Annotated in this window: 22 protein-coding genes and 1 pseudogene; 12 read left to right on the plus strand and 11 right to left on the minus strand. The window is 58.3% G+C overall.

The genetic code is table 11. The features are described 5' to 3' along the window. Nucleotides 1–48 precede the first annotated feature (48 nt). A complete protein-coding gene (gene ompA, locus BN4575_RS14575) occupies nucleotides 49–1,071 on the plus strand; it encodes a porin OmpA (RefSeq protein WP_068978722.1) in 1,023 nt (340 codons plus the stop codon). A gap of 309 nt (nucleotides 1,072–1,380) precedes the next feature. Beyond that, nucleotides 1,381–2,382 carry a porin OmpA gene (gene ompA, locus BN4575_RS14580; protein ID WP_068978723.1) on the plus strand — a complete coding sequence of 334 codons (1,002 nt, stop codon included), beginning with the start codon at nucleotides 1,381–1,383 and terminating at the stop codon, nucleotides 2,380–2,382. A 167-nt stretch (nucleotides 2,383–2,549) separates the two neighbouring features. Here ompA (BN4575_RS14580) and BN4575_RS14585 read toward each other — a convergent pair whose 3' ends face one another. Beyond that, nucleotides 2,550–4,241, minus strand: coding sequence for an NAD-dependent malic enzyme (locus BN4575_RS14585; protein WP_068978724.1), 1,692 nt, complete (start codon nucleotides 4,239–4,241; stop codon nucleotides 2,550–2,552). 69 nt (nucleotides 4,242–4,310) lie between these two features. Beyond that, nucleotides 4,311–5,168 carry a helix-turn-helix transcriptional regulator gene (locus BN4575_RS14590; RefSeq protein ID WP_068978725.1) on the minus strand — a complete coding sequence of 286 codons (858 nt, stop codon included), beginning with the start codon at nucleotides 5,166–5,168 and terminating at the stop codon, nucleotides 4,311–4,313. Nucleotides 5,169–5,288: 120 nt separating this feature from the next. Here BN4575_RS14590 and BN4575_RS14595 point away from each other — a divergent pair, with 120 nt between their 5' ends. Next, nucleotides 5,289–6,668 carry an MATE family efflux transporter gene (locus BN4575_RS14595; RefSeq protein WP_068978726.1) on the plus strand — a complete coding sequence of 460 codons (1,380 nt, stop codon included), beginning with the start codon at nucleotides 5,289–5,291 and terminating at the stop codon, nucleotides 6,666–6,668. Between the two features lie 132 nt (nucleotides 6,669–6,800). Next, the gene (locus BN4575_RS14600; RefSeq protein ID WP_042020559.1) at nucleotides 6,801–7,049 is read left to right on the plus strand and encodes a DUF2498 family protein; all 249 of its coding nucleotides are present in this window, start codon (nucleotides 6,801–6,803) and stop codon (nucleotides 7,047–7,049) included. A 30-nt stretch (nucleotides 7,050–7,079) separates the two neighbouring features. Here BN4575_RS14600 and BN4575_RS14605 read toward each other — a convergent pair whose 3' ends face one another. After that, nucleotides 7,080–8,201, minus strand: a complete 1,122-nt coding sequence (locus BN4575_RS14605) for a GGDEF domain-containing protein (RefSeq protein ID WP_068978782.1) — start codon at nucleotides 8,199–8,201, stop codon at nucleotides 7,080–7,082. A gap of 235 nt (nucleotides 8,202–8,436) precedes the next feature. Here BN4575_RS14605 and BN4575_RS14610 point away from each other — a divergent pair, with 235 nt between their 5' ends. The 4 genes from BN4575_RS14610 to BN4575_RS14620 all read left to right on the plus strand — a co-directional run bounded on the left by BN4575_RS14610 (nucleotide 8,437) and on the right by BN4575_RS14620 (nucleotide 12,700). Continuing rightward, the gene (locus BN4575_RS14610) at nucleotides 8,437–9,834 is read left to right on the plus strand and encodes a nucleobase:cation symporter-2 family protein (RefSeq protein ID WP_068978727.1); all 1,398 of its coding nucleotides are present in this window, start codon (nucleotides 8,437–8,439) and stop codon (nucleotides 9,832–9,834) included. Nucleotides 9,835–9,991: 157 nt separating this feature from the next. Beyond that, nucleotides 9,992–10,159 (plus strand): hypothetical protein, encoded by a 168-nt coding sequence (locus tag BN4575_RS22100; RefSeq protein WP_157830565.1) that lies wholly within the window; start codon nucleotides 9,992–9,994, stop codon nucleotides 10,157–10,159. A 1-nt stretch (nucleotide 10,160) separates the two neighbouring features. Next, nucleotides 10,161–12,326 carry a YccS family putative transporter gene (yccS, locus tag BN4575_RS14615; protein ID WP_068978728.1) on the plus strand — a complete coding sequence of 722 codons (2,166 nt, stop codon included), beginning with the start codon at nucleotides 10,161–10,163 and terminating at the stop codon, nucleotides 12,324–12,326. A gap of 23 nt (nucleotides 12,327–12,349) precedes the next feature. After that, nucleotides 12,350–12,700, plus strand: coding sequence for a TusE/DsrC/DsvC family sulfur relay protein (locus BN4575_RS14620; RefSeq protein WP_068978729.1), 351 nt, complete (start codon nucleotides 12,350–12,352; stop codon nucleotides 12,698–12,700). Nucleotides 12,701–12,796: 96 nt separating this feature from the next. On the opposite strand, the gene BN4575_RS14625 is transcribed toward BN4575_RS14620, so the two are convergent. Together BN4575_RS14625 and BN4575_RS14630 are read right to left on the minus strand one after the other, a co-directional pair. Then, nucleotides 12,797–13,711: a Gfo/Idh/MocA family protein gene (locus BN4575_RS14625; protein WP_068978730.1), complete on the minus strand. Its 915-nt coding sequence runs from the start codon at nucleotides 13,709–13,711 to the stop codon at nucleotides 12,797–12,799. 128 nt (nucleotides 13,712–13,839) lie between these two features. After that, nucleotides 13,840–14,724 (minus strand): LysR family transcriptional regulator, encoded by an 885-nt coding sequence (locus BN4575_RS14630; protein WP_068978731.1) that lies wholly within the window; start codon nucleotides 14,722–14,724, stop codon nucleotides 13,840–13,842. 105 nt (nucleotides 14,725–14,829) lie between these two features. On the opposite strand from BN4575_RS14630, the gene BN4575_RS14635 reads away from it, so the two are divergent. The 3 genes and pseudogenes from BN4575_RS14635 to ygjK all read left to right on the plus strand — a co-directional run bounded on the left by BN4575_RS14635 (nucleotide 14,830) and on the right by ygjK (nucleotide 18,467). Further along, nucleotides 14,830–15,438, plus strand: a complete 609-nt coding sequence (locus tag BN4575_RS14635; RefSeq protein WP_068978732.1) for a short chain dehydrogenase — start codon at nucleotides 14,830–14,832, stop codon at nucleotides 15,436–15,438. Between the two features lie 158 nt (nucleotides 15,439–15,596). Then, nucleotides 15,597–15,791: pseudogene (locus BN4575_RS14640) on the plus strand (helix-turn-helix domain-containing protein); the annotation flags it as partial. Between the two features lie 195 nt (nucleotides 15,792–15,986). Continuing rightward, on the plus strand, nucleotides 15,987–18,467 hold the full coding sequence (gene ygjK, locus BN4575_RS14645) for an alpha-glucosidase (protein ID WP_068978734.1): 2,481 nt from the start codon (nucleotides 15,987–15,989) through the stop codon (nucleotides 18,465–18,467). Between the two features lie 101 nt (nucleotides 18,468–18,568). Here the strand turns inward: ygjK and BN4575_RS14650 are convergent, their stop codons facing one another. From BN4575_RS14650 to BN4575_RS14660, 3 genes are all read right to left on the minus strand, one after another. Beyond that, nucleotides 18,569–19,120 (minus strand): hemerythrin domain-containing protein, encoded by a 552-nt coding sequence (locus tag BN4575_RS14650; protein WP_068978735.1) that lies wholly within the window; start codon nucleotides 19,118–19,120, stop codon nucleotides 18,569–18,571. Between the two features lie 70 nt (nucleotides 19,121–19,190). Beyond that, nucleotides 19,191–19,868 (minus strand): uracil-DNA glycosylase, encoded by a 678-nt coding sequence (ung, locus tag BN4575_RS14655; protein WP_068978736.1) that lies wholly within the window; start codon nucleotides 19,866–19,868, stop codon nucleotides 19,191–19,193. Between the two features lie 69 nt (nucleotides 19,869–19,937). Beyond that, complete coding sequence (locus BN4575_RS14660) at nucleotides 19,938–20,669, minus strand: substrate-binding periplasmic protein (RefSeq protein WP_068978737.1); 732 nt, start codon at nucleotides 20,667–20,669, stop codon at nucleotides 19,938–19,940. A gap of 369 nt (nucleotides 20,670–21,038) precedes the next feature. On the opposite strand from BN4575_RS14660, the gene grcA reads away from it, so the two are divergent. Continuing rightward, nucleotides 21,039–21,419, plus strand: a complete 381-nt coding sequence (gene grcA, locus BN4575_RS14665) for an autonomous glycyl radical cofactor GrcA (RefSeq protein ID WP_042020546.1) — start codon at nucleotides 21,039–21,041, stop codon at nucleotides 21,417–21,419. A gap of 119 nt (nucleotides 21,420–21,538) precedes the next feature. Here the strand turns inward: grcA and BN4575_RS14670 are convergent, their stop codons facing one another. The 3 genes from BN4575_RS14670 to BN4575_RS14680 form a co-directional block, all read right to left on the minus strand. Then, a complete protein-coding gene (locus tag BN4575_RS14670; protein ID WP_068978738.1) occupies nucleotides 21,539–22,819 on the minus strand; it encodes a dicarboxylate/amino acid:cation symporter in 1,281 nt (426 codons plus the stop codon). 304 nt (nucleotides 22,820–23,123) lie between these two features. After that, nucleotides 23,124–23,978 carry a 3-deoxy-8-phosphooctulonate synthase gene (gene kdsA / locus BN4575_RS14675; RefSeq protein WP_042020544.1) on the minus strand — a complete coding sequence of 285 codons (855 nt, stop codon included), beginning with the start codon at nucleotides 23,976–23,978 and terminating at the stop codon, nucleotides 23,124–23,126. A 103-nt stretch (nucleotides 23,979–24,081) separates the two neighbouring features. Next, nucleotides 24,082–24,882, minus strand: a complete 801-nt coding sequence (locus BN4575_RS14680; protein ID WP_042020543.1) for a SirB1 family protein — start codon at nucleotides 24,880–24,882, stop codon at nucleotides 24,082–24,084. Between the last annotated feature and the right edge of the window lies 1 nt (nucleotide 24,883).

Genomic DNA, 24,883 nt, shown 5'->3' on the forward strand with positions numbered 1-24,883 from the left:
AAAGTGCGAAGCACGTGAACAACGTGCGATCTCAACGAGGATTTTTTTATGATGAAAATGGCTCCTTCCCTGATTGCCATCGCTATGGCTACTCTGGGTGCTACCGCTGCTCACGCTGCTGACGACATTTACTTCGGTGCCGGTGTTGGTGCTGCTCACTTCAACGGTCTGAACAAGATCGAAAGCACCAACGTAGGCGAAGAAGATGCTGCTGCAGCTAACGCCTTTGTTGGTTACAACTTCACCGAAAACTTCGGTACCGAACTGGGCTACCAGTATGCCGGTCGTGGCAACACCGACGGCAACCGCTACGAAAACCAGGGTGCAACCCTGTCCGGTATCGCTCGTCTGCCAGTTGGCAACGACTTCTCCCTGTTTGCTGAAGGCGGCGCCTACTGGGCTCACACCGACGGTCTGGGTGTAAGCGACACTAAAGTTTCCCCGCTGGCTGGTGCTGGTGTGACTTACAAAGTCAACGACGCGCTGGATCTGCAAGCTCGTTACCGTTACATGTGGGACGTTGCTGACCTGCACGCTGACAACGGTGACCGTTACAAGTCCAACCAGAGCGTTGCTACTCTGGAAGCGGTATACCACCCGTTCCGCACTTCCTACGTTGCTCCGGTAGCAGCTCCGGTTGTTGCAGAAGCTCCGGCCCCTGCTCCGCAGATGGTTGAGAAGAGCTTTGCTCTGAACTCTGACGTACTGTTTGCCTTCGGCAAAGAGACTCTGAAGCCGGAAGGCGTTGCAGCCCTGAACGGTCTGTATCAGCAAATCGTTGAATTCCAGCCGAAAGATGGCAACGCTGTTGTTGTTGGTTACACCGACCGTATCGGTTCCGACGCTTACAACCAGAAGTTGTCTGAAGCCCGTGCTCGCACCGTTGCCAACTTCCTGGTAACCAAAGGTATGGCCGCTAGCAAAGTTGCTATCGAAGGTCGTGGCGAAGCTAACCCGGTAACCGGCACCAAGTGCAACAACGTTACCGCTAAAGCCCAGCTGATCTCCTGCCTGGCTCCGGATCGTCGCGTAGAAGTACGTGTATCTGGCGTACAAGAAGTTCAGAAGTAATTTGAACTGACTTGAATGCTACGAAAAGGGGATGCTAACGCATCCCCTTTTGCATATCTATTTCCCCCTCCCCCGCTTGCCTGTCACATCGTCCCCTTAACTTGCCTGCTAACGCCCAAAAGCATAAAGTAGTTGCGCCTGTAAGGTATTGGATAAGCACTAAAAAGCGCTTCGTGTCCGTCTGTTGTCCATGACGCCAATGCATCATGAGAGTCCAAAAGCCTTCGCTATCCACTTTGCTGGCGATTTTTCGCAGCAATAAAAACAAGTGCATTGCCCGACATGGGCTAACACAACGAGGATAAACCGATGAAACTCAAAATGGCTCCTACCCTGATTGCACTGGCGCTGGCCGCCGCAGGCACCACGGCACAGGCGGCTGATGACTGGTATACCGGTATCGGTGCAGGTTGGGCATATGCTCACAATCTGGATGATGTTAAGGGTCTGGATACCGATAAAGATGCCACTGCACTGAGTCTGTTCGGCGGCTACAACTTCAACGACTACTATGCAGCTGAACTGGGCTACCTCTACGCCGGTAGTGCTGGCGTTGACGGAACCGACTTCAAAACCCAGGGTGCAACCCTCTCCGGCATCGCCCGTCTGCCGCTGAATGATATTTTCTCGGTGTTTGCTGAAGGTGGTGCCTACTTCAATCACGTCAACGGCAATGGCAACAGCGACAACGGCACCGCGCCACTGGCTGGTCTCGGCCTGACTGCCAAGGTCTCTGACCTTATCGATGTGCAAGCCCGCTACCGCTATCTGTGGAATCTGGGTAGCGAGCAGAAAACCTGGGAGAGCGACATGAGCATCGCTACCCTGGAGCTGGTGCTGCACCCGAACCGCACCTCCTATGTGGCACCGGTTGCCGCCCCCGCCCCTGAGCCGGTTCCCGAGCCGGTGCTGGTCGACAAAAACTTCGCCCTGAGCTCTGATGTGCTGTTTGCCTTTGGCAAATCGACCCTCAAGCCAGAAGGTGTCGCAGCGCTCAACACCCTCTATCAGCAGATCGTTGAGGTTCAGCCGAAAGATGGCAGCGCCGTGGTCGTCGGTTACACCGATCGCATCGGCTCTGACGCCTACAACCAGAAACTCTCCGAAGCGCGCGCTCGTACCGTCGCCGACTTCCTGGTAGGCAAGGGTCTGCCTGCTGGCAAAGTTGCCATCGAAGGTCGCGGTGAAGCCAATCCTGTCACCGGCACCCAGTGCAACAGCGTCAAGGGCAAGGCTCAGCTGATCTCCTGCCTGGCGCCGGATCGCCGCGTTGAAGTGCGCGTCACCGGTGTCCAACAAGTGACCCAATAACCTTGTGCTGAAAACAGCGTACAACCAGAGGCCCGACGGGCCTCTTTTTTTGACCGCACCAAGCAAGGTTCAGAAAGAGCGGCTTGAGCGTCACCACCTTATATAAAAGAGAGAGGGAGGCATCAGCCTCCCTCTTTTCATCTCACTGTTTGCCCTGCCCAACGAGCTTAGAACGAGGTGCGGCGGTAGCGGCGATACTCCGGATGCCAGAAGTTGGCTTCGATGGCCTGATCGATCACCTCATCCGGGGTCTGCACCGCTTTACCCTGCAGCATGGCGGTCTTGGCCACCATCTTGGCGATGTAGCGGGAGACCTCGTGAATATCCGCCAGATCCGGCAGCAGAGAGCCTTCAGCACCTTTTACCAAGGGCGAGCACTCCGCCAGCGCACGGCTGGCCGACATCAGCATGGCATCGGTCACCCGGGTGGCGCCGGAGGCGATAACGCCCAAGCCGATCCCGGGGAAGATAAAGGAGTTGTTGCACTGGGCGATGACGTAGCGTTTACCTTTGTGCTCCACCGGCGCGAACGGGCTGCCGGTGGCCACCAGCGCCTGACCGTCGGTCCAGCGGATCAAATCTGCAGGCGTCGCCTCGACCCGGGAGGTGGGGTTGGAGAGCGGGAAGATGATGGGACGGGCACAGTGTTTGTGCATGGTCTTGACCACCTCTTCGGTAAACAGCCCCGGCTGGCCGGATACCCCGATCAAAATGTCAGGATGAGCGTGCTCCATCACCTCCAGCAGGGAGATGTTATCCCCCACCGGCCAGTCAGCAATACGCTCCACCGGCTGGGAGAGACGACGCTGAAAGTCGAGCTGGTTGGGGATCTTGTCGGTGATAAGACCGAAACGGTCCACCATAAAGACCCGGCCACGGGCCTGTGCATCAGTCAGCCCCTCGGCCTTCATCTGCGCCACTATCTGCTCGGCAATCCCACAACCGGCGCTGCCCGCACCGAGGAAAGCGACCCGCTTCTCGGAGAGCTTGGCGCCGGAGGCCTTGCAGGCGGCTATCAGGCTACCCAGGGTCACGGCGGCAGTGCCCTGAATATCATCGTTGAAGCAGCAAAGCTCGTTCTTGTAGCGGTTGAGCAGCGGCATGGCGTTGTTCTGGGCGAAATCCTCGAACTGCAGCAGGATATCGGGCCAGCGGCGCTTGACCGCCTGAATGAAGGCATCGACAAACTCCGCATACTCTTCACCTGAGATGCGCGGATTGCGCCAGCCCATATAGAAGGGGTCGTTCAGCAGTTGCTGGTTGTTGGTGCCCGCATCCAGCACCACCGGCAGGCAGTAGGCGGGCGAGATACCGCCACAGGCGGTGTAGAGGGAGAGCTTGCCGATGGGGATCCCCATGCCGCCGATACCCTGATCGCCGAGACCCAGGATCCGCTCGCCGTCGGTGACCACGATCACTTTGACGTTCTGCTTGGTGGCGTTTTGCAGCATGTCATCGATCCGATCCATATCCGGATAGGAGATAAACAGGCCACGGGCGCGGCGGTAGATATTGGAGAACTCTTCACACGCCTTGCCCACAGTCGGGGTATAGATGATCGGCAACATCTCGGTCAGGTGGTTGTGCAACAGACGGTAGAACAGCGTCTCGTTGGTGTCCTGAATGTTGCGCAGATAGATGTGCTTGTCCATGTCGTTACCAAACGCCATGAACTGGCGATAGGCGCGCTCGGCCTGCTCTTCGATGGTCTCGATATTTTGCGGCAGTAACCCTTCGAGATTAAAGTGGCCGCGCTCTTCACTGGTGAAAGCGCTGCCCTTGTTGAGCAGTGGGGTCTCCAGCAGGGCGGGGCCGGCGTAGGGAATGTAGAGGGGACGTTTCTTATTATCTTCAAACATGGATCTTGATACCTAAACGATTAGCGAGACGCAGGAACCCGCCGATCCTAGGGACTTGCGCCATGAATTTCAAAGAGTTTGCACATCTGTTGCAAAAGGTTTGCGACCCAGTCGACGAAAAGCACCCGGCGTCTGCCCTGTCAGGCGCCGAAAGCGGTTGGCAAAGTTGGCCCCATCGCTGTAACCAACCCGGATCGCCAGCTCACCGAGTGACCAGTTGGTATAGAGCAGCAACTGGCGCGCCTTGCTCATTCTGAGCTCGGTCACCCTCGCCATCGGCCCCATGCCAAATGCTTGCTGACAAAGGCGATGCAGATGGGGCACCGAACAGGCCATCTGGTCAGCCAGCAGGGCCACACTCCAGGGTTCGTCAAGACGCGCCTCCACCCGGCGAAACAGCGCCTGTAATCTGAGCTCCGGGGTGCCCCGCACCTCCCCTTGCAGGGTGCGCTCCAGCAGTGCCAGTAGCAGGCTGAGCAACTGAGGCTGCAACGGTGAGCGCACACCTTCTACCTGCATCAGGCTGAGCAGATGGTAGAGCTGATCGCCGCCATCGCCCTGCCAGATGCGATGGCCAAGCCGGTGCAGGTGCTGCCAGCGCGGCACGTCATCGAGCAAAATCCAGCTGATCTGCCAGCTTTTCCCCGTCAGCTTGAGACCACCAGGCTGTGCGGCAGGCAGAAAGATGAGCGACCCGGCCGGAATGGCTTGCTCCCCCGCGTCGGTGAGCAGCACCCCACCCTCATCGTGACTCACCATCAGGATGTGAAACTCGGGGCGATTGCGGCGGATCACATAGTGATCCCGCACGCGGGAGAGGCCGGTCAGAAAGATGCCCGCCTCACCGAGCAGGGGCAGCCCTTCACGCCCCAGCATCCGCTCTTCACAGCCAGGGGCTATCTCCAGACACTCGCTGATAAATGGCATAACACCTCAACAGGATAGTTTTGCACAAGAAAATCGAGAGGTATCCACAGTGGGAAAACCTCGATATCCACCTATCATACCCCTGACAAACCTTGCTTTTCTCACCCCCGGTTAAAAACTATGAATTATTGGCAAGCGATTTTAAAACAAACCACTGATCGCGAGTTCATGACCCGACTGTGGCGGCTGGCGCTGCCTGTCTCGCTGCAGTCCATGATGTTCTCCCTGCTCGGCCTCATCGATATCATGATGGTGAGCCAGCTTGGCACCACTGCGGTGGCGGCGGTCGGCTTGGGTAACCGGGTCTTCTTCTTCAATCTGCTGGTGATAGCGGGCCTCTCGGGCGGGGTCTCGGTACTGTCAGCGCAATACTTCGGGCGCGGCGAGCTGGCCGGTGTGCGCCGATCCCTGGCGCTGGCGCTGGTGGGGGCCCTGCTGGTCACCCTGCCGTTTGCCTTTCTCTATGTGTTATCGCCGGGCAGCGTGCTGGGCTTTGCCAGCCAGGATCCGGCGCTGCGCCTGCTGGCGGATCAATTCCTGATGATCACCGGCGCCACCATCCTCTGTACCGCCATCGTGGTGCCTTTGGAATCAGCGCTGCGCTCGGTGGGCAACGCCGCTGCCCCAACCCGCATCGGCATTATCGCCATCATTGCAAACGTCATCCTTAACTACGCCCTCATCTTCGGTCACTTCGGCTTCGAGGCGATGGGGGTGGCCGGGTCGGCCTGGGGCACGACCATTTCACGCCTGCTGCAAACGGCCTTGCTGCTGATCTACGTGAAGCGTTATGAGTCGCGGCTGATCCCGCGCACACCAGACTGGCTGGCCGCCTTCAAACGCAAGGAGGTGGTGCGCTTCACCCTGATCGCCCTGCCGCTCTTGTTCCACGACGGGCTCTGGGCCTTTGGCATGCTAATTTACGGCTTTCTCTACGCCCATCTGGGGACCGATTCGCTGGCCATCATGACCACCCTCGGCACGCTGGAGAGCATCCTCATCTCCCTCTTCTTCGGGCTGGCAGTGGCTTGCTCTACCCTGCTCGGCCACCGACTCGGGGCCGAGGAGTACGACATCGCCTGGCAACACTCCCAGCTGTTCCTGCTGCTGGCGCCGATTGGTGCGCTGCTGGTAGGGATCGCGGTCTGGTTGCTGCAAGCCAATCTGCTGCAGTGGGTCGGCAACCTCCCCGCCGAGCTGATGACCGAGGCGGGTCAGGTGCTCGGCATCATGTGTCTGGGGATGCTGCTCAAGGTATTCAATATGGTGGGGATCATCGGCGTGCTGCGCTCTGGCGGCGATGTGAACTACAGCATCTTTATCGATATCGTCAGCATGTGGTGCATCGGCATCCCGCTCGCCTGGGTGGCCGTCAGTGTGCTCGGCTGGCCCCTCTCCTGGGTGGTGGCAGTGGTGTTGCTGGAAGAGTTGAGCAAGGTGCTGCTGGTGCAACGCCGCATTCGCCAGCGGCGCTGGCTCAAAAACCTGGTGATAGGATAAACAGCACGGATCGGGGTCATATCAATGACAGTAAAAACCCGTTTGCAGTATGCTAGTCGCCTCTCAATTCAGAGGCAGGGCGCCGCCATATGCAGCAACGCCGCTGCCTCGTAGTCGTTTAAGGAGACGAGCATGCAACCCGAAAAAGAGCTGATCACCGAGAGTGCCTTGCTGGAGATGGCCAATACCATCATCAAGAACCACGAGGATTTCATCCACGGCATGCGTGCCGATTCGGTGGAACAAAAGAGCGACATTCTGGTATTCAAAGGGGAGTTCTTCCTGGCCGAAGATGGCACCCCGACCGGCAAGACCATGGCGGTATTCAACATGTTCAAGCTGCTGGCCCAGCAGCTCTCCGGCAAGTACCGGCTGAGCTAAGTTCGACCCGTCGCCAACAAGATGCCGCCCTCAGGCGGCATCTGTTTTTACGCTCGGCTGATGCTCAACCACCACGCAGTTCCGGCCCGCCATCTTGGCCTGATAGAGACACTCGTCGGCACGGTTGATGAGGAGATCAATGGTGTCATCGGGGCGCGCCATGGCAATCCCGATACTCACCGTCACCTCCAGCAACTCATCAGCGGTGGGGCTCTTCACCAGCCGCGCCTCGACCGCAATGCGCAACCGCTCGGCCATTTTGCTCGCCTGCGCCGGGTCAGCACAGTTGTGGATCAAAATGGCAAACTCTTCTCCCCCATAACGCCCCAACACCATCCCTGAGTCCAGTTGTTCATTCAAGGTCGCAGCGACGTCTTTGAGCACCGCATCCCCCGCCAGATGACCATAGATGTCATTGATCCGCTTGAAACGGTCCAGATCCAGCAGCAACACAGCAAACGATCTCTTCTTGGATAACAGCCTGACACGGGCTTGCTCCAGCTCTTTCATCAACAAGCGGCGATTCATCATGCCGGTCAGCTCGTCGGTGGTCGATTCCCGATAGAGCCGCAGCAACATGTTGAGCTGACCACACTGCACCCAGCAGCTGGCCAGGGTGAACATGCCAAGCACCCACACCTGATTCAGGGTGGCCTGACTCCAGATGGTCTGGCCCACCAGCAGCCAGTGGCCCAGCAGCATGGTCAGCAGCACCACCCCCGCCAGTTGTAACCCGAGGGAGAGAGGAATAGGAAAGATGGCAAACAGGGTGATCAGCAGATAGGGAAAGGCGACATAGCCCGCTTGCAGCTCTTGTTCTGTACCAAAGCTATGGAGGCAAAAGAGCGAGAAGAGCATCATCACCGCCATCAGATAACCAAGGGCCAGCTTCATCCGCTCCCGACGAAAGTGGATGAGATAGGAGAGCGGGATCAGGGGTGAGAGCGCCAGAGTGCAGAAGATCCTAGCCTGAAACAGTTGCTCGAAATGACCCGCAGGCAAGGTAGCCCAATCTATCACGGCCCACACCGGCAAGCCCGCCATCAGCAGGCAGGTGAGCAGGCGCAAGCGCACTGTCATAAACCCCATGCGGGTACGGGTAAAATCTTCGGAGTGAGCCTTGGCACTCCAGAACTCCGCCAATTTCAGCATCTGGATGCTCCACATAACTAAAGAGGGCTCATTCTACACCGAGTCAGGGGGGGGCAAGGGAAAATTAAACAGTGATGAGGGTCACACAAACCGACAGATGATAACCGCAGCGCGCAAACGTTTCAATGCATCGAAAAATAAACCTTTTTCCGCATAATTAGCGCTGGTCAGCACCATTTCAATCTCTACAATAGCGCCCAATTTTCTCCCCCTCCCCACACCATTCGAGGTACTTATGGAACAGGCTGCCGCCGCCCCCATCACCCCTGAGGCACATCCACCCCGACGAGCGCACAGCGAACTGGTCTACGGCATAGATGATGTCCCTCCGCTGCCCCAGACCCTGTTCGCCGCCCTGCAGCATATGCTCGCCATGTTTGTCGCCATCATCACTCCTACTCTCATCATCGCCAATGCCCTCGGGCTCCCTGCTGCCGACACCCGTTATATCGTCTCCATGTCACTGGTCATGTCCGGTATCGCCTCCTTCATCCAGACCCGCCGCTTCGGCCCTATCGGTTCCGGTCTGTTATCGGTACAGGGCACCAGCTTCAACTTCCTCGGCCCTATCATCGCCTCGGGCCTCGCGCTGCAGCAAGCCGCCATGCCGACGGAAGATATGCTCGGCACCCTGTTCGGCACCATGATGGTGGCGGCACTCACCATGGTGATCCTGAGCCGCTTTCTGCATCTGGTACAAAAGGTGATCACTCCGCTGGTGACCGGCATAGTGGTGTTGCTGATCGGCCTGACCCTGATCAAGGTGGGTCTGATCAGCATGGGCGGTGGCTACGGTGCCCTTGCGGATGGCAGCTTTGCCAGCCACAGCAACCTGTTGCTTTCCCTGCTGGTGCTCGGTCTTATCGTGCTGCTGCAACGCAGCCGCAACCCCTGGCTGCGCCTCTCGGCCATCATGATCGCCATGCTGACCGGCTATGCCGTGGCGCTGCTGCTGGGCAAGGTGACACCACCAACCTTTGACGGCCCCATGGTGATGGTGCCTATCCCCTTGCGTTATGGCCTGGGCTTTGACTGGCAGCTGTTTGTGCCACTGGCCATCATCTTTGTGGTAACCGCACTGGAAGCGATTGGTGATATGACCGCCACGTCGGATGTGTCTGGCGAACCGGTCAGCGGCAAGATCTATATGAAACGGATTAAAGGGGGGGTGCTGGCTGATGGTTGCAACTCGATCATGGCGGCGCTCTTCTCTACCTTCCCCATGTCTACCTTCAGCCAGAATAATGGCGTCATCCAGCTGACCGGGGTGGCCAGCCGCTATGTCGGCCTCTTTATCGCCGGCATGCTGGCGCTACTCGGCCTGTTCCCCGCGGTCGCCAGCCTGGTACAACAGATCCCGGAACCCGTGCTGGGAGGGGCCACCATAGTGATGTTCGGCACCATTGCTGCCGCGGGTGTCCGCATTATTTCCCGCGAGGAGCTGGATAGACGCGCCCTGATGATCCTGGCAGTCTCGATTGCGATGGGGCTGGGCGTCGCCCAGGTACCCGAGGTCTTGCAACATATGCCGGAACTCGTCAAGAGCGTGCTCTCCTACGGCGTCGCCACCGGTGGTATCACTGCTATCTTGATGAACCTGTTGCTACCCAAGCGCGAAAAGCCCCGCGTCTGAGTCATCACCACCCGATAGCGGATGCAGTGTGGCGATGCCCGGTTTTTCCGGGGAGGTGACGGTTAGTGACAGTGCTAGCCGGGCGCCAAACAGGATCATCGATTGACTCATCGCCATTTCTGTCAAGATAATAGGTAAATCAACAATATGAAGCGAAGTGGCCCTGATCCAAATCAGGGCCACTTCGCGCTTGGCAGGTTACTATCCCGCTCTCGTCTCGTTCAAAGGTTTCACCTCTCTCATGCTGATGGATCTCTCTGGCCTGCTGCGCGGACTGCTGACCGACAGTCGCATCGATTTCACTTCGCTCAAGGGGGGGATCTAGCATGCCCATGGACTTCTCCAGTCTGTTACGCCGACTGCTGACCGATAGTCACATCTATTTCGCCCTCAAGGTGCTGCTGGCCATTCTCGGTCTGCTCGCCTTCACCCTGGCCACCGGCAATATCCAGCTCACCGTGCTGCTCTCCCTCGGGTTAGTGGCGGGCGCCATCGCCGAAACCGATGACAGCCTGTGGGGGCGCCTCAAGAACCTCGCCATGACGCTGGTCTGCTTCATGTTCGCGTCCCTCTGCGTGCAGTATCTCTACCCCACTCCCTGGCTGTTTGCCATCGGGCTGGCCAGCTCCACCTTTATCTTCGTGATGGTGGGGGCGCTCGGTGCCCGCTACGCCACCATCAGCTTTGGCTCGCTGCTGATCGCCATCTACACCATGCTGGGGGCCGCCAAGGCGCCGGATCTCTTCTACCAACCGCTGGCCCTCGGCGCTGGCGCCCTCTGGTACGGGCTGGTCTCTTTCATCTGGCTCTGGCTGCTGCCCTACAAAACCCTGCATGAGCAGCTGGCTCAGAGCTATTTCGCCCTTGGCCGCTATCTGCTGGAAAAAGCCCGCTTCTTCCCGGCGGACGAGCACGGTGCCCAGGCCATTCGCCACAATCTGGCCCAGCTCAATATCAATCTGGTGAGCGCGCTGACCCTCACCAAATCGGCCCTCAACGCCCGCCTGAGCCGCCGCCATCCGGCGAGCCCGGAGCTTGCCAGCCTGCTGCGTCTCTACCTGCTGGCGCTGGAAATTCACGAGCGCGCCACCTCCAGCCACTACCCCTACAGCCGACTGGAAGCGGAGCTCAAACAGGGCATCGTACTGGAAGGATTTCAGGAGGTGTTCCTGCAACTCTCCGAGGCGTGTCAGCGGCTGGGTTACGCCATTTTGGTGCACAAACCCTACAGCCATAACAAGCGCATTCACTGGACGCTGCAGGCCCTTGGCGATCAGCTGGAGTTCACCCATCTCAAGCAGCACTACCCGAAAACCCTGCTGACGCCGATGAAGTTCCTGCGCCGCAATCTGGCCAGCATCAACCAGCTGCTGGGCAGCGCCGAGGGGCTGCAAAACCCCGAGCAGGCGCCGCAAAACCTGCCCGCGCTGGCGCGCCCGCCCCGCCTGCCGCTGCTGACCCAGCTCAAGCAGCACCTCACCCTGCACTCCATGGTGTTTCGCCATGCATTGCGCTTGTCGCTCGGGCTGGTGATCGGCTACGGCATACTGCAAGCCTTTGATCTGGAAAAGGGCTACTGGATCTTGCTCACGGTGCTGTTTGTCTGCCAGCCCAGCTACAGCGCCACCCGCCGCCGACTGGTGCAGCGGATGCTCGGCACCTTCGCCGGGATTCTGGTGGGCATTCCGGTGCTCTGGCTGTTCCCCGAGCTACACGTTCAGCTGGTGGTGATGGGGCTCGCCGCCTTCCTGTTCTTCACCCAGGTGCGCAACAACTACAGCGCCGCGGTCTGCTTTATCACCCTCTATGTGTTGATGGCGTTCAATCTGCTCGATGGCATCGGCTTTGCCATTCTGGGGCCGCGCTTGCTCGATACCCTGCTCGGCTGCCTCATCTCCTACGGGCTGGTGGCCTGGCTGTGGCCGGACTGGCAATACAAGCGGCTGCCGACCCTGATCGCCAACTCCCTGTCAGCCAACGCCCGCTACCTCTCGGCGGTGCTGGCGAGCCTCACCCAGCAGCGGGATGAGTCCATCGACTATCGGGTGGCGCGCAAGAGCGCCCATCTGGCCGACAGCGAGCTGGCCACCGCCTGGCAGAGCATGCTGGTGGAGCCGCAAAAGCGCCGCCGCTTCCTCGATCTCTGCTTTACCCTCACCTGGCGCAACCACGCCCTGCTCTCCTACATCTCGGCGCTGGGGGCTCATCGCGACAAGCTGGAAGCGGTGAACGGGCTGGATGAGCTGCGCCACCACATCTGCCACACCCTGGAGCAGGCCGCCGGTCATCTGGCGGGCAACCCCTCCAGCTCCATCGGCAGCAAAAACCTGCTGATCACCACCGATGGTGACCAGGAGTGCAGCGAGGAGCAGCTGATGCTGACCCAGCAGCTCAACCTGATCAGCGAGCTGGCGGATCAGTTGCTGCATCTGGCCAACGAGAGCCGGTTGCTCACCGGGGATCAAGGCGCTACCATGCCCGCCCAATCCTGATAGCCCCATTAGCGAGGAGCCCCATGTCTGCGTCCGAACAACATCAGCTGGAATTAAACGGCCAACTCATAAAGACCGATGCCAAGGGCTACCTGCTCAACAGCAGCGACTGGAGCGAGGAGCTGGCGCTGGTACTGGCTGCGCAGGAAGGGATCGAGCTGGAGGAGCCGCACTGGGAAGTGGTGCGCTTTGTGCGCGCCTTCTATCTGGAGTTCAACACCTCCCCCGCCATCCGCGCGCTGGTCAAGGCGATGGAAAAACAGTATGGCCCCGAGAAGGGCAACAGCCGCTACCTCTACAAACTGTTCCCGGAAGGGCCCGCCAAGCAGGCGACCAAGATTGGCGGCCTGCCCAAGCCGGTGAAATGTATCTGAACCCATAAAACGGGGGCCGCATCTGCGGCCCCCGTTGTTTTTGGTGCGCCTTCCCCGCGCACCGCGCATTCATGTCACGCGCACTTTCAGCCAGCGTTATCCCCGCTGTTCAGCCTGCGCCACCAACTGCTCCGCCAGCCGATGACCATGCAGGTAGGAGGCGATCAACTCGCTATCAGCCTTGCCCAGTTCAATTTGCTGATACCAGTGCTCCAGCATGGCGGCAAAGCCGCGCTGGGCCAGCACCGGCTGCCAGTCGTTGGGGGCCAGCATCTGGGCCTGCGTGTCGCGGGCGATGATGCCGCGGGTGCAGTTCTCAAGGTGCAGGGAGAGATTGTCGCCGTAGGCGTCGATGCGCTCCTCGGTGATGCCGGCGCTGCGGTTCATGCTGCCGCTGATGGCGCGATTGCCACTCTGCCAGCTGACGCTCACCCCGGCCAGCAGGCGCTGGTCCTGGGCACTTGGCCGCAGCACCGCCTGAAAATCCCCCTGTGGCGCGCCGCCATAGAAGCAGAGGCTGTCGAGCACATGAATAAAGTCGTCGAACAGAAAATCCCGCGCCCGCCCCGGCAGGGCGAAGCGGTGTTTTTGCCAGTTGAGTTCGGTGAGCGGCTGGGCACGGGCGGCATCCATGGCGGGCAGATAGCGGCGGTTGAAGCCGACAAACAGCGCACAATCCTGCGCCATGGCGAGGTTGGCAAGCTCCTCGGCCTCGGCCAGCGTGTCGCACAGTGGCTTGTCGACAAAGGTGGGGATACCTGCGCGCAGGCACTGCTCGGCCAGCTCGCGATGCACCGCGGTGGCAGCGTGGATCATCACCCCATCGGGGCGGCTTGCCAGCAGGGCTGCCACATCGGTAAAGCACTCGGTGACCCGATACTGGCGGGCGAGCTTCTCCAGCACCGCCGGATTGCGGGTGCAGAGCAGCGGGGTAACCCGCTCATCGCTCGTCAGCAGCGGCAGATAGGCTTTTTGGGCGATATCCCCCAGACCAATCATGGCAATGCGCATCTCAACTCCTTTTCACTCGATAACGGGATAAGCGGAAAACTGCCCGCACCATCGCAGGATTTCCCCCGCAGATCCAGCCTGCCGTTACCGCGCTGGCTGGCGGCGGCCGCTCTCTGCAAACGGCGGCGTTATCTGGGCATGGCAAGATCGCAGACCGACTTAATCACCTCGGCCAGCCACTCGATGGCCAGATTGCCCTGACTTTTGCGATGTCTGCCGACCACCACCTCGAACGGCTGCGGCGACCCGGCCATCGCCACGGTGCGAAAATCCCCGAGGGCGGCGATGGCCGACGGGATGCAGGCCGCCACGTCATTGACCGACATAAAGGCTTGCAGCGAGGTGTAACAGGGGAGCGTCGCCACCGCCGAGCTGGCGACCTGCTGCGGGCTCATCTGCCCTTCAAAATTGCCGACGCTGTTGGCGAACTGCACAAAGGGGATGGCCGCCATATCCTGCGGCTGGGCATTATCCGGAAGATATCGGGAGTCCTGGCGCAGCACGCAGCAGTAGTGATCCCGGCGCAGGGTGGCGCGCAGCAACCCCGGGTCGAGATAGGCATCAAAACCAATCACCAGATCGACCTCGCCGCTGGCCAACGCGTCCAGATGGTTTTCGGCCTGAAAATCCACCACATCGAGCCGGATGAAGGGCGCCTGATTGCGCAGAACGCTCGCCAACCTTGGGATAATGGCGAGCTGGGCATATTCGTTGGCCATCACCCTGAAGGTGCGCTGGCTGCTGGCGGGATCGAAGGGGGCTGCTACAAAGACCCCGTCGATATCGGCCAGTATCTGCTCGAACTTGTCGGCCAGCTCGCAGGCGTAGTCGGTCGGCTGCAACCCGGCGCTCTGGCGGATAAACAGCTCGGCGGGAAAGAGATCGCGCAGCTTTTTCAGATGACTGCTTACCCCCTGCTGGGAGATCTCCAGCAGCTCGGCCACCCGCGACACACTCTTGTATCTGACCAGCAGCACCAGCACCCGCATCTGCCTGATATCGATCTTCTCCACCCTCGTCTCACCAATTTAAGTTGTATCACATACAAATTACCCATGATTTACATTGTATCATCGGATCTCTAACCTTGCAGCTCTTCCAGCAAAGCGAGGTTAACGATGAAAACTGTCATTCTGATTGGTGCTCAGGGGAAAATGGGGCAAGCCGCCCTCAGTGGTCTGGGCAAGCACAAGGTGATCACTGCCAGCCGCTCCGGCGAGGGGTGTGATTTTCAGGTGGATATCACCAGCAAGGAGTCAATCGAGCGGCTCTACCAAAACGTGGGCTCCTTCGATGCGGTGGTCAATACCGCAGGATTTTGCGAATACGCCCCCTTTGGCGAGATGAGCGAAGAGCAGTGGCAAACCACTATCCAGAGCAAGCTGATGGGCCAGATCAATCTGGTCAATGTCGGCCTCAACTACATCAATCAGGGGGGCTCCTTCACCCTGATCTCCGGCATCCTCAATATCAAGCCGATCCCGCTGGCCATTGCCGATGCCACCACCAGCGGCGCCATCGATACCTTTGTCCAGTGCGTGGCCCACGAGCTGCCCCGCGGCATCCGCATCAATGTGGTCAACCCGACCGTACTGGAAGAGGCGTGGGACGTATATGGCGAGATGATGCCGGGCTTCCAGCCGGTGCCGGGCGCTTTGGTCGGCAAGGCGTTTGAGCGCTCCGTCGATGGCTTTATTAGCGGTCAGGTGCTCTATGTCGATGCCTGATCTTTTTCAGGCCTGACCCCACTGCCTTTGTAATCCCTTGTCGATGATTTTCCTCTTCCCCGAAAGCACCTGCTCTCGGGGCTTTTTATATTGAGAGCGTCAAGCCCGCCAAAAAATATGGTTTCGTATTGAACCCGCCCTGGCTAGCATGCCGCAGCCAATTGCTGGCTCAGGTGCGCATGGGCCACGCCCTCAACCTGTTGCAACAGGGCCTCACCCCGCTGGAGGTCGCTCTCGCCTGCGGTTATGACTCCCCCAGCCGTTTTGCCGCCCGCTTCAAACAGGAGTTCGGTCTGACTCCCCATCAATATCTGCACACCTGCCCCGCCAGATTGGCGAGCAATGCCAAGTAAAATATTACTAAACAACGATCTTATGTAACCTGATGTAACCCGGTGATCCCGCTCACATTGCCACCTCTTCAGAGTGTGATCTCGCACCAGAGATCCCTTTAACCTTGCCATACAATGGCTACCGAAAACCTTTTCACTAAAAGTAAGCGCAAAAAGTCTTCTTTTTAACCTACAAAAATGGAATTGGAGCGAGAAATGTTTCGTAAAACTTTACTCTCAGTAGCCCTCGGCACCGCCCTGTTTGGACTGACTGCCTGCAACGATAACCAGACGGAAGAGAGCACCGTCGCCAAGCCGGAGCAGGCAACCCAATATCGGGACGTGATAGACCGCCGGGGAACACCGATCCAATTCCGTGACTTTGATAGTTACGACAACCTCAAATACAACCCCTTGCTCGATCTGGGGGCCTGGCATGGCTTCCTGCTGCCTGCCAAGGACAGTGAGTGGGGTGGCTTCACCGGCCCCATGGTGATCGCGGAGGAGTACAGCCTCTTCTTTGCCCGCGAGCTCGACAAACTCACCCTGAGCGATGCGAGCGGCCGCCAGTTCCCGTTGACCAGCGCCCGCAAGCAAGAGGTGTTCGCGATTCCGGGCGCACTGGTGCAACGCTTCGAGTTCGAGCCCTTTACGCTGGAGCTGGAGCTGCGCTACGGCGATGCCCGCACCGCGCTTATCCGCACCCGCCTGCAAAACCACACCGATGCGCCGCTCACCCTCAACCTCAACTGGCAGGGCGAGCTGCTCAACCAGTGGGATGCCGAGCACACCATCGCCGAGCAGTATCCTGCCTGGACCCGCACCATCAGCGAGAGCGACAAAGGGATTGAATTCCAGTTCGGCAAACTTCGCAGCACCTGGAACATCATGCAGAGCGGCAGCGCTCGCTATCGCATCGACCGCACCCTGCCAAGCCGCACCACTCTCGACCAGAAAACGCTGGGCTACCAAAGCGATGCCAGCATTACCCTGGCCGCCAAGGGGAGCGAGGATATCTACACCCTGCAGAGCTATCTCCACTCTGCAGATGACGCCAGCCGCTACCAGCAGAGCCGTCAGGCCCTGCTGGCCAACCCGGCCAACTATTTTGCCGACTCCATCCGCCGCTGGGAGGGCTACCTCGCCAACGGTCTCTCCAATCAGGGGATCCCCGAGTCGGAGCGTCGCATCGCCGTCAAGGCGATGGAGACCCTCAACGGCAACTGGCGATCCCCGGCTGGCGCCATCCTCCACGACGGGGTGACCCCCTCCAATACCGCCCGCTGGTTCGACGGCGTCTGGGCCTGGGACAGCTGGAAGCACGCTTACGCCATGGCCCACTTCAACCCTGAGGTGGCCAAGAACAACGTGCGCGCCATGTATGACTATCAGGTGCAACCGGATGATCCGGTTCGTCCGCAGGATGCGGGCATGGTGATCGACGCAGTCTTCTACAACAAGCTGGCAGATCGCGGTGGCGATGGCGGCAACTGGAACGAGCGCGATACCAAGCCGCCCCTCTCCGCCTGGGCCATCTGGGAAATTTACAGCGCCACCAAAGACAAGGCCTTTATCGCCGAGATGTATCCCAAACTGCAGGCCTATCACGACTGGTGGTACCGCGCGCGGGACAACAACCGCAACGGCATCATCGAATATGGCGCCACCAAGCATGTCGAGCATAACGATGAGTTCGGCAATATCACCTTCAAGGTGCAGTACCCCAACGGTATTCCCGCCGGGCTGGATCTCTCCAGCTGTACCACTGAGGAGGATGGCTGGTATGCCTGCGCCGGTATGCCGCTCTATCAACAGGTGTTGAACGTGGGCGGTTACAGCGACATGGATATCGGCGCCCAGCACGGCGCCGGTTGGGAGTCCGGCATGGACAACGCCGCCCGCTTCGGCTTTATCGAACCGGGCCAGCTGCAACGCTATGCCGACAAGACCTATGGCGGAGATCTGGCCAAGGCGCGTCAGGACTGGAACGTCGCCTTCTTTGAAAACCATCAGGACAATGGCGATTTGATCGGTTTCTCCATCGATCAGGAGTCGGTGGAGCTGAACGCCTTTCTCGCCAAGGAGAAGCGCATTCTGGCAGACATGGCCGACCTGCTTGGCAAACCGGATGAAGCAAGCCGCTACCGCGATGGTGCGACCCAGCTGGCTGGCTACATCAACAGCTGTATGTTCGATGAGGCGTCAGGCTTCTATTACGATCGCCAGATTGGACAGGGGGATGTCGCTGACGGCAACGGCTGCGTCGGCAAGTTGCTGACCGCCCGCGGCCGTGGCCCGGAAGGGTGGAGCCCGCTCTGGGCAGAGGTCGCCGACAAGGAGAAAGCGGCGCGGGTGCGCGAGGTGATGCTCAACGCCCAGGAGTTCAACACAAGGATCCCGCTGGGCACAGCCGCGCTGACCAACCCGGCCTACGACCCCAATATCTACTGGCGCGGTCGGGTCTGGCTCGATCAGTTCTACTTCGGGGTGAAGGGGCTGGAAAACTACGGCTACCGCAGCGATGCCGAGGCACTGGTCAACAAGCTGTTCAACAACGCCGAAGGGTTGGCGGGCAGCGGCCCCATCCGTGAAAACTACAACCCGGAGACCGGTGCCATGCAGGGGGCCAGCAACTTTAGCTGGAGCTCTGCCCACCTCTATATGCTCTATCGCAACTTCCTGAAACCACAGGCATAACTCAGCCCTTCCATGCAAAAGGCCTCCGGATGGAGGCCTTTTCTGTTTTCACTCAAGTTGCACTCACGGGGTACCCGCCGCGCTGCTGGTACGCGCAGCGCTTAGCCGGTAGTGAGCGGCAGCGAGAGTCGCTTGGCCAGCGCCTGGAAGTGCTGGCTCACTTCGGCCCCGAACAGGGGGTCGCCAATGGCACGGTTCTGCCAGTTTTGCTCCAGCTGGCGCCAGTCATCCTCGGTCAGGGAGTCACGCAGATGGGGGAAGATCACCCCCTCTTCGTAGTTCATGTGCGCCTCTTGCAGCTCCACGAAGCGCTCCAGCTTGGTGGTGAACTGATCGAGAGGGATCACCGCATCCATCAGGATCATCTCCACCATCTCCTTGAGATCGGCCCCTGCCTCCAGCAGCTTGACGTGCTCCTCCTGCAGACGGTTGGCAACCTCCCCTTCCACCACCCGATATTTCAGGTAGTAGTCATAGATGAGGTCTTCCTTGGGATGGTGATACTTGTCGGAGACCTCCCGCAGGTAGTCGATGACATCGCGCACCAAAAAGTAGCTGATGGGCTGTTCGGCATGGATGGCTGCCAGCTTGTGCTTGAGCAGCTCCAAGAGTCGGGCGATGTTGAGATGGTCCTTGTGCAGACTGGATAACATGGGCACTCCTTGGCTCTGAATTAATGTTATGTCCCTGAGTATACGGTCATTTGTCGCCCGAACTTTGCACTCAATCAAGTGGGATGCAGACAGATTTCCACTCTATCTGACTCTTGCCCTGTTGTTCCAGCAAGCGATTGGTCTCGGTAAAGTGGCCACAACCGATGAAACCACGGTGGGCAGAGAGAGGGCTCGGATGGGGGGCGGTCAACACATGGTGGCGCTGACGATCGATAAAACGCCCCTTCTTCTGGGCATGAGCCCCCCACAACAGGAAGACTACCCCCTGACAGCTGGCATTGATCTGCTCGATAACCCGATCGGTGAAGGTCTCCCAACCGAGCTGAGCGTGAGAGTGAGCCTGACCGGCCTGCACCGTCAGCACGGTATTGAGCAGCAAGACCCCCTGTTTGGCCCAGGATTCGAGAAAGCCGTGATTGGGGGTGACAAAGTCGGGCAGATCCCGCTGCAGCTCTTTATAGATGTTGACCAGGGAAGGCGGGGTACGCACCCCGGGCAGGACGGAGAAACAGAGACCGTGCGCCTGATTTGGGCCGTGGTAGGGGTCTTGCCCCAGGATCACCACCTTGACCTGATCCAGTTCGGTCAGCTTGAAGGCATTGAACACATCGGCTGTTGGCGGGTAGATCACCTTACCCGCTTCCCGCTCCGATCTGACGGTCGCCAGCGTAAGTTTGAAATAGTCCTGCTCTTTTTCAGAGCCAATCACATCACTCCAGGTCTGCACCCCTAACTCCTCACTTGAATCGGCGAAGGGCTCAGGATAGGGGGCCAGCCCGCAAGACGCAACCGTGGCTCACTGCTGCCAAATTCGGGCAACACGCCCCGAGCGCTCCAGTTTGTGCAGGCCGGCGTTGAACAGCAACATCAAACGGCGCGCCTCAGGATCAGCCTTGCGCATCAACAAGTATCCCGGTTGCGACCAGATAGGATCAGCGGCACTGGTCAGCGCCAGCGATGGGGGATGACGGGAGATCGCTTGCTGGAACAGGATCTGTGCCACCTGCTCATCCATCACCAGATAGTGGATACGCCCGTCGAGCAACTTGCCCATGCTCTGCTCATCAGAATCTGACCACTCGAGGGTAAGCCCGGCTTGGCGGGCGGCAAACCCATCGCCATAAAAATAGCCACGGGTGACCCCGACCGGCTGATCTTTTAGCTCCCCCAGATTCACCTGCGGCGAACCGACCAGCATAAAGAGGCGAGTCGTGAAATCGCCGAGCGTGGCAGAAAAATAAAAGTGCTGTTCACGTTCACGGGAACGAAACCAGGGCATGGTGACCACATACCTCCCCTCCTGGGTCAGCTGGTAAGCCTGCGCCCAGGGGTAGAAGTGAAAGCTGACATCCAGCCCCGACTGAGCGAAAGCCTCGCGTACCACCTGGCAGAGGAATCCCTGATTGGGCAGCGCCTCACTGATATAAGGTGGCCACTCGCCCACGGCAATGCGCACCGTCTCGGCACGCACTGCGCTGGTACAACAAAACAGGGCTAGCCATGCCCACTTTCGCCACCCGCTCTTCACCCGGCACTCTCCTCAGTGTGTTTGCTGAGTGTAGCCAATCCCCCTGCCCTCATCAGAAAAAAGCCTAAAAGGTGTAGTTAAATTACTAGATTGAAGATATAAAAGATGCATTATCTGGATATCTTACAAATTTGGAAAAATGACCTAAATTTGATTCAACTCAATAAATTAATGCCGTTGACATGCGGCTTTATTGAACTTTATTGATCTGGATCAATTTTGGTAATATTACCACCATGGTATATATGACCCCATCAAAGTAAAGGTGTAAGGCAAGGGCCCTTTAAGTCATCGCCATCGACGGTAGCTTAAATACATCAGGGTAATTTCCTTACAGTTGGATTCGCGTTCCCATTGAGGAGTCATACCATGATCAAAGGCATTCAAATCACCCAAGCTGCTAACACCGCTCTGCTGAACTCTTTCTGGCTGCTGGACGAAGAGAAGCAACAAGCTCGCTGCATCTGCGTCAAAGGCGATGCTTTCGCTGCCGATCAAGAAGTGCAACTGGCTGACCTGGGTCAGTTCGAATATCGTGAACTGCCAGTACAAACTGACCCGGTTGTTGAAGGTGGCCAGCACCTGAACGTCAACGTTCTGCGTCGCGAAACCCTGGAAGATGCTATCGCCAACCCGGAAAAGTACCCGCAGCTGACCATCCGTGTATCTGGCTACGCAGTGCGTTTCAACGCCCTGACCCCGGAACAGCAGCGTGACGTGGTTACCCGTACTTTCACCGCCAGCCTGTAATCAGCGCCTTGCAGTGAACCGCTGATACTCACGGTATCAGCACAATAAAAAAACGGCCAAACGGCCGTTTTTTTATTGCTCCCGCACCAGCCAACGCGGCCGTGCGGGGGAAAATGCGCTTAAGCCCTGTCCACTTCCAGCTGCCCGGCCTTGCCGCCGAGCACCGCATCCATCTTCTTCTGGTCCAGCTGCTTGCAGTATTTGGCGACCACCACAGTGGCAACCCCATTACCGATCAGGTTGGTCAGCGCCCGCGCCTCGGACATGAAGCGATCGATCCCCAGGATCAGCGCCAAACCGGCCAGTGGCAGATGACCCACCGCCGAAATGGTCGCCGCCAGCACGATAAAGCCGCTACCGGTTACCCCGGCCGCCCCTTTCGAGGAGATCAGCAGCACCACCAACAGGGTGATCTGCTGGAACAGGTCCAACGGTGTATTGGTGGCCTGCGCAATGAAAATCGCCGCCATGGTCAGATAGATGGAGGTGCCATCCAGGTTGAAGGAGTAACCGGTCGGAATGACCAACCCCACCACCGATTTCTGGCAACCCAGCTTCTCCATCTTGTCCAGCATCCGCGGCAGTACCGACTCGGAAGAGGAGGTCCCCAGCACGATCAGCAGCTCCTCGCGAATGTAGGAGATGAAACGCAGGATGCTGAAACCGGAGGCTTTGGCGATGCTGCCCAGCACAACGAAGATGAAAAAGAGGCAGGTGATATAGAAGCAGGCGATCAACTGGCCCAACTGTACCAGCGAACCCACCCCATATTTACCGATGGTAAATGCCATTGCCCCGAATGCACCGATCGGCGCCAGTCTCATTATCATATTGATAATGCCAAATATGACTTTGGAGAAACTGTCGATGACGCCGAAAATAACCTGTCCCTTTTCGCCAATATGGTGAAGGGAAAAACCGAACAGCACCGCAAACAGCAATACCTGCAAGATATTGCCGCTGGCAAAGGCGCCGATCACGCTGCCCGGAATAATATCCAGCAAAAAGGCGATAATGCCCTGTGACTTGGCCTGTTCCGCATAAGCAGAGATGGCGCTGGCATCCAGTGCAGCCGGATCGACGTTCATGCCAACCCCGGGTTGCAGCAGGTTGACCACGCACAGCCCGATGATCAGGGCGATGGTGCTGACCACCTCGAAGTAGAGCAGGGCAATGGCGCCGGTCTTGCCGACCGCCTTCATGCTCTCCATCCCGGCAATACCGGTGACCACGGTACAGAAAATAACGGGGGCGATGATCATCTTGATCAATTTGACGAAGCCATCACCAAGGGGCTTCATATCAGCGCCCAGCTCCGGATAGACATGCCCCAGTAATACCCCGAGGGTGATCGCGAGCAATACCTGAAAATAGAGGCTGCTAAATAGTTTCTTTCGCATTATTAACGTCCTGTTAATTTAATTGCACATTGTTAGGGCAGCAATAAACATGCAGATAGCCGGGACGAGATATCTCCGTATCTCACCCGATCCATGCCGTTTCTGCATTACTACGGCGACTACTCTACATGTAACAAAAAACAATTAAGAGACATCAATCACACAACAAAATTAACACCTTTAACGCCACGGCAACTAATTGTTGTTTACTCAAAGATTAATTTTAGTCGTCAGAAAAATATGGCAGATATAAAAAATGCCCCGCATTGCGGGGCATTTTTCATCAAGCACGACAGCATCGAGATCAGACCGAGGTATCGAGAGGTTCGAAGCCCTTGATCAGGTCATCGATGGCCTTCATCTGCTTGAGGAAGCCTTCCAGCTTCTCCAGCGGCAAGGCGCTCGGGCCATCGCAGCGAGCGATTTTCGGATCCGGGTGGGATTCGATAAACAGACCGGCCAGACCCACTGCCATACCGGCGCGAGCCAGCTCGGTCACCTGCTCGCGACGACCACCGGAGGCCGCTCCCAGCGGATCACGGCACTGCAGGGAGTGGGTAACGTCAAAAATAACCGGGTAACCGCCGGTGCTCTTCTTCATCACACCCAGACCCAGCATGTCTACCACCAGGTTGTCGTAACCAAAGTTGGCGCCGCGCTCGCAGAGGATCAAGCGGTCATTACCGCACTCCTCGAACTTGTCGGTGATGTTCTTCATCTGACCCGGGCTCAGGAACTGGGGCTTTTTGATGTTGATGACATTACCGGTGCGCGCCATGGCCTCCACCAGATCGGTCTGGCGTGCCAGGAAGGCGGGCAGCTGGATCACATCAACCACCTCGGCAACAGCCTTGGCCTGATGGGGCTCGTGCAGATCAGAGATCACCGGCATGCCGAAGGTGGCCTTCAGCTCCTGGAAAATCTTCATCCCCTCTTCCAGACCCGGACCGCGATAGGAGTGGATGGAGGAGCGATTAGCCTTATCCCAGCTCGCCTTGAAGACAAACGGAATACCCAGCTTGGTCGTCACTTCCATATACTTCTCGCACACTGCCATCGCCATATCGCGCGATTCCAGTACATTCATGCCGCCGAACAGCACAAACGGTTTGTCGTTGGCAACGTCGATCTCGTTGATCTTGATATTCTTCTGGTCCATCTAAGACATCCTTAATGAAGGGGCTTGGGGCATGAAGCCAAGTTAGTCGCTGCGACCGGGCACAGCAGCCTTGATATTCTTCTGTTTCAGTTCCAAGCCATCCTTAATGAAGAGGCTTGGGGCTGAGATCCAGCGCAGCCAGCTGTACTTTGAGCACATCGGCTACCGGATCGTCCGGGCATTGTTCAATAAAATAGCTAAAATCGTCGGCGGCCTGACGGGGGCAGTCGAGCTGCTCATAGATGAAGCCGCGATCCCGCGTCTCCAGCGGGTCACCCGGCTTCATGCGCAATAGCAGCTCACTGCAGCGCAGCGCCTCTGGCATGCGATCTTCCCGCAGCAAGGCACCCTTGCTGACGTTGAGCAGTCGCTCGATGATTTCCCACTGCCCAGACGGTTGCAGATAAGCCGGGGTCAAGGTGGCCAAATCCCCCAACGCACCGCGCAGCAACAGTTCGATACGCGCCAGACTCAGCTCATCGCCGGTAAAGGGATCGACATAGACCTCTCCTTCACCACCGGCAAAACTGACCAGGAAGTGGCCGGGGAAACAGATCCCCTCCACATCGAGCCCGAGCTTGCGCCCCAGCTGAATAATCAAAATACCGAGGCTGACCGGGATCCCCTTGCGCTGCACTAGAACCTGATTGAGGTCACTATTATTTGCAGAGAAGTAATCCTGCCAGTCGCCATGAAAACCGAGCTGCTGGTAAAAGCCCTGCAACAGTTGCTCACGCACCTCGTCGCACGTTCCCTCTTCGATCTGTTCGTCCAGCCACTCATCCAGCAGGGTCAACTCACGCCCTCCCTGCTCGGCAGATCCGTAAATCTCATCGCTGATCGACAACGCCAGTTCGGTGATGTCATGAGCTTCAAAATCGGTCCATTCGTCTATGCGTAACATC

It is taken from the genome of Aeromonas sp. EERV15, assembly GCF_900079845.1.
Taxonomy (GTDB): Bacteria; Pseudomonadota; Gammaproteobacteria; order Enterobacterales; family Aeromonadaceae; genus Aeromonas; species Aeromonas sobria.

Bases quoted from the DNA above. Each gene is read 5' to 3' on its own strand.
- ompA (WP_068978722.1), top strand. From the start codon at position 49: ATGATGAAAATGGCTCCTTCCCTGATTGCCATCGCTATGGCTACTCTG.
- ompA (WP_068978723.1), top strand. From the start codon at position 1,381: ATGAAACTCAAAATGGCTCCTACCCTGATTGCACTGGCGCTGGCCGCC.
- BN4575_RS14585 (WP_068978724.1), bottom strand. From the start codon at position 4,241: ATGTTTGAAGATAATAAGAAACGTCCCCTCTACATTCCCTACGCCGGC.
- BN4575_RS14590 (WP_068978725.1), bottom strand. From the start codon at position 5,168: ATGCCATTTATCAGCGAGTGTCTGGAGATAGCCCCTGGCTGTGAAGAG.
- BN4575_RS14595 (WP_068978726.1), top strand. From the start codon at position 5,289: ATGAATTATTGGCAAGCGATTTTAAAACAAACCACTGATCGCGAGTTC.
- BN4575_RS14600 (WP_042020559.1), top strand. From the start codon at position 6,801: ATGCAACCCGAAAAAGAGCTGATCACCGAGAGTGCCTTGCTGGAGATG.
- BN4575_RS14605 (WP_068978782.1), bottom strand. From the start codon at position 8,201: ATGCTGAAATTGGCGGAGTTCTGGAGTGCCAAGGCTCACTCCGAAGAT.
- BN4575_RS14610 (WP_068978727.1), top strand. From the start codon at position 8,437: ATGGAACAGGCTGCCGCCGCCCCCATCACCCCTGAGGCACATCCACCC.
- yccS (WP_068978728.1), top strand. From the start codon at position 10,161: ATGCCCATGGACTTCTCCAGTCTGTTACGCCGACTGCTGACCGATAGT.
- BN4575_RS14620 (WP_068978729.1), top strand. From the start codon at position 12,350: ATGTCTGCGTCCGAACAACATCAGCTGGAATTAAACGGCCAACTCATA.
- BN4575_RS14625 (WP_068978730.1), bottom strand. From the start codon at position 13,711: ATGCGCATTGCCATGATTGGTCTGGGGGATATCGCCCAAAAAGCCTAT.
- BN4575_RS14635 (WP_068978732.1), top strand. From the start codon at position 14,830: ATGAAAACTGTCATTCTGATTGGTGCTCAGGGGAAAATGGGGCAAGCC.
- ygjK (WP_068978734.1), top strand. From the start codon at position 15,987: ATGTTTCGTAAAACTTTACTCTCAGTAGCCCTCGGCACCGCCCTGTTT.
- BN4575_RS14650 (WP_068978735.1), bottom strand. From the start codon at position 19,120: ATGTTATCCAGTCTGCACAAGGACCATCTCAACATCGCCCGACTCTTG.
- grcA (WP_042020546.1), top strand. From the start codon at position 21,039: ATGATCAAAGGCATTCAAATCACCCAAGCTGCTAACACCGCTCTGCTG.
- BN4575_RS14670 (WP_068978738.1), bottom strand. From the start codon at position 22,819: ATGCGAAAGAAACTATTTAGCAGCCTCTATTTTCAGGTATTGCTCGCG.
- kdsA (WP_042020544.1), bottom strand. From the start codon at position 23,978: ATGGACCAGAAGAATATCAAGATCAACGAGATCGACGTTGCCAACGAC.
- BN4575_RS14680 (WP_042020543.1), bottom strand. From the start codon at position 24,882: ATGTTACGCATAGACGAATGGACCGATTTTGAAGCTCATGACATCACC.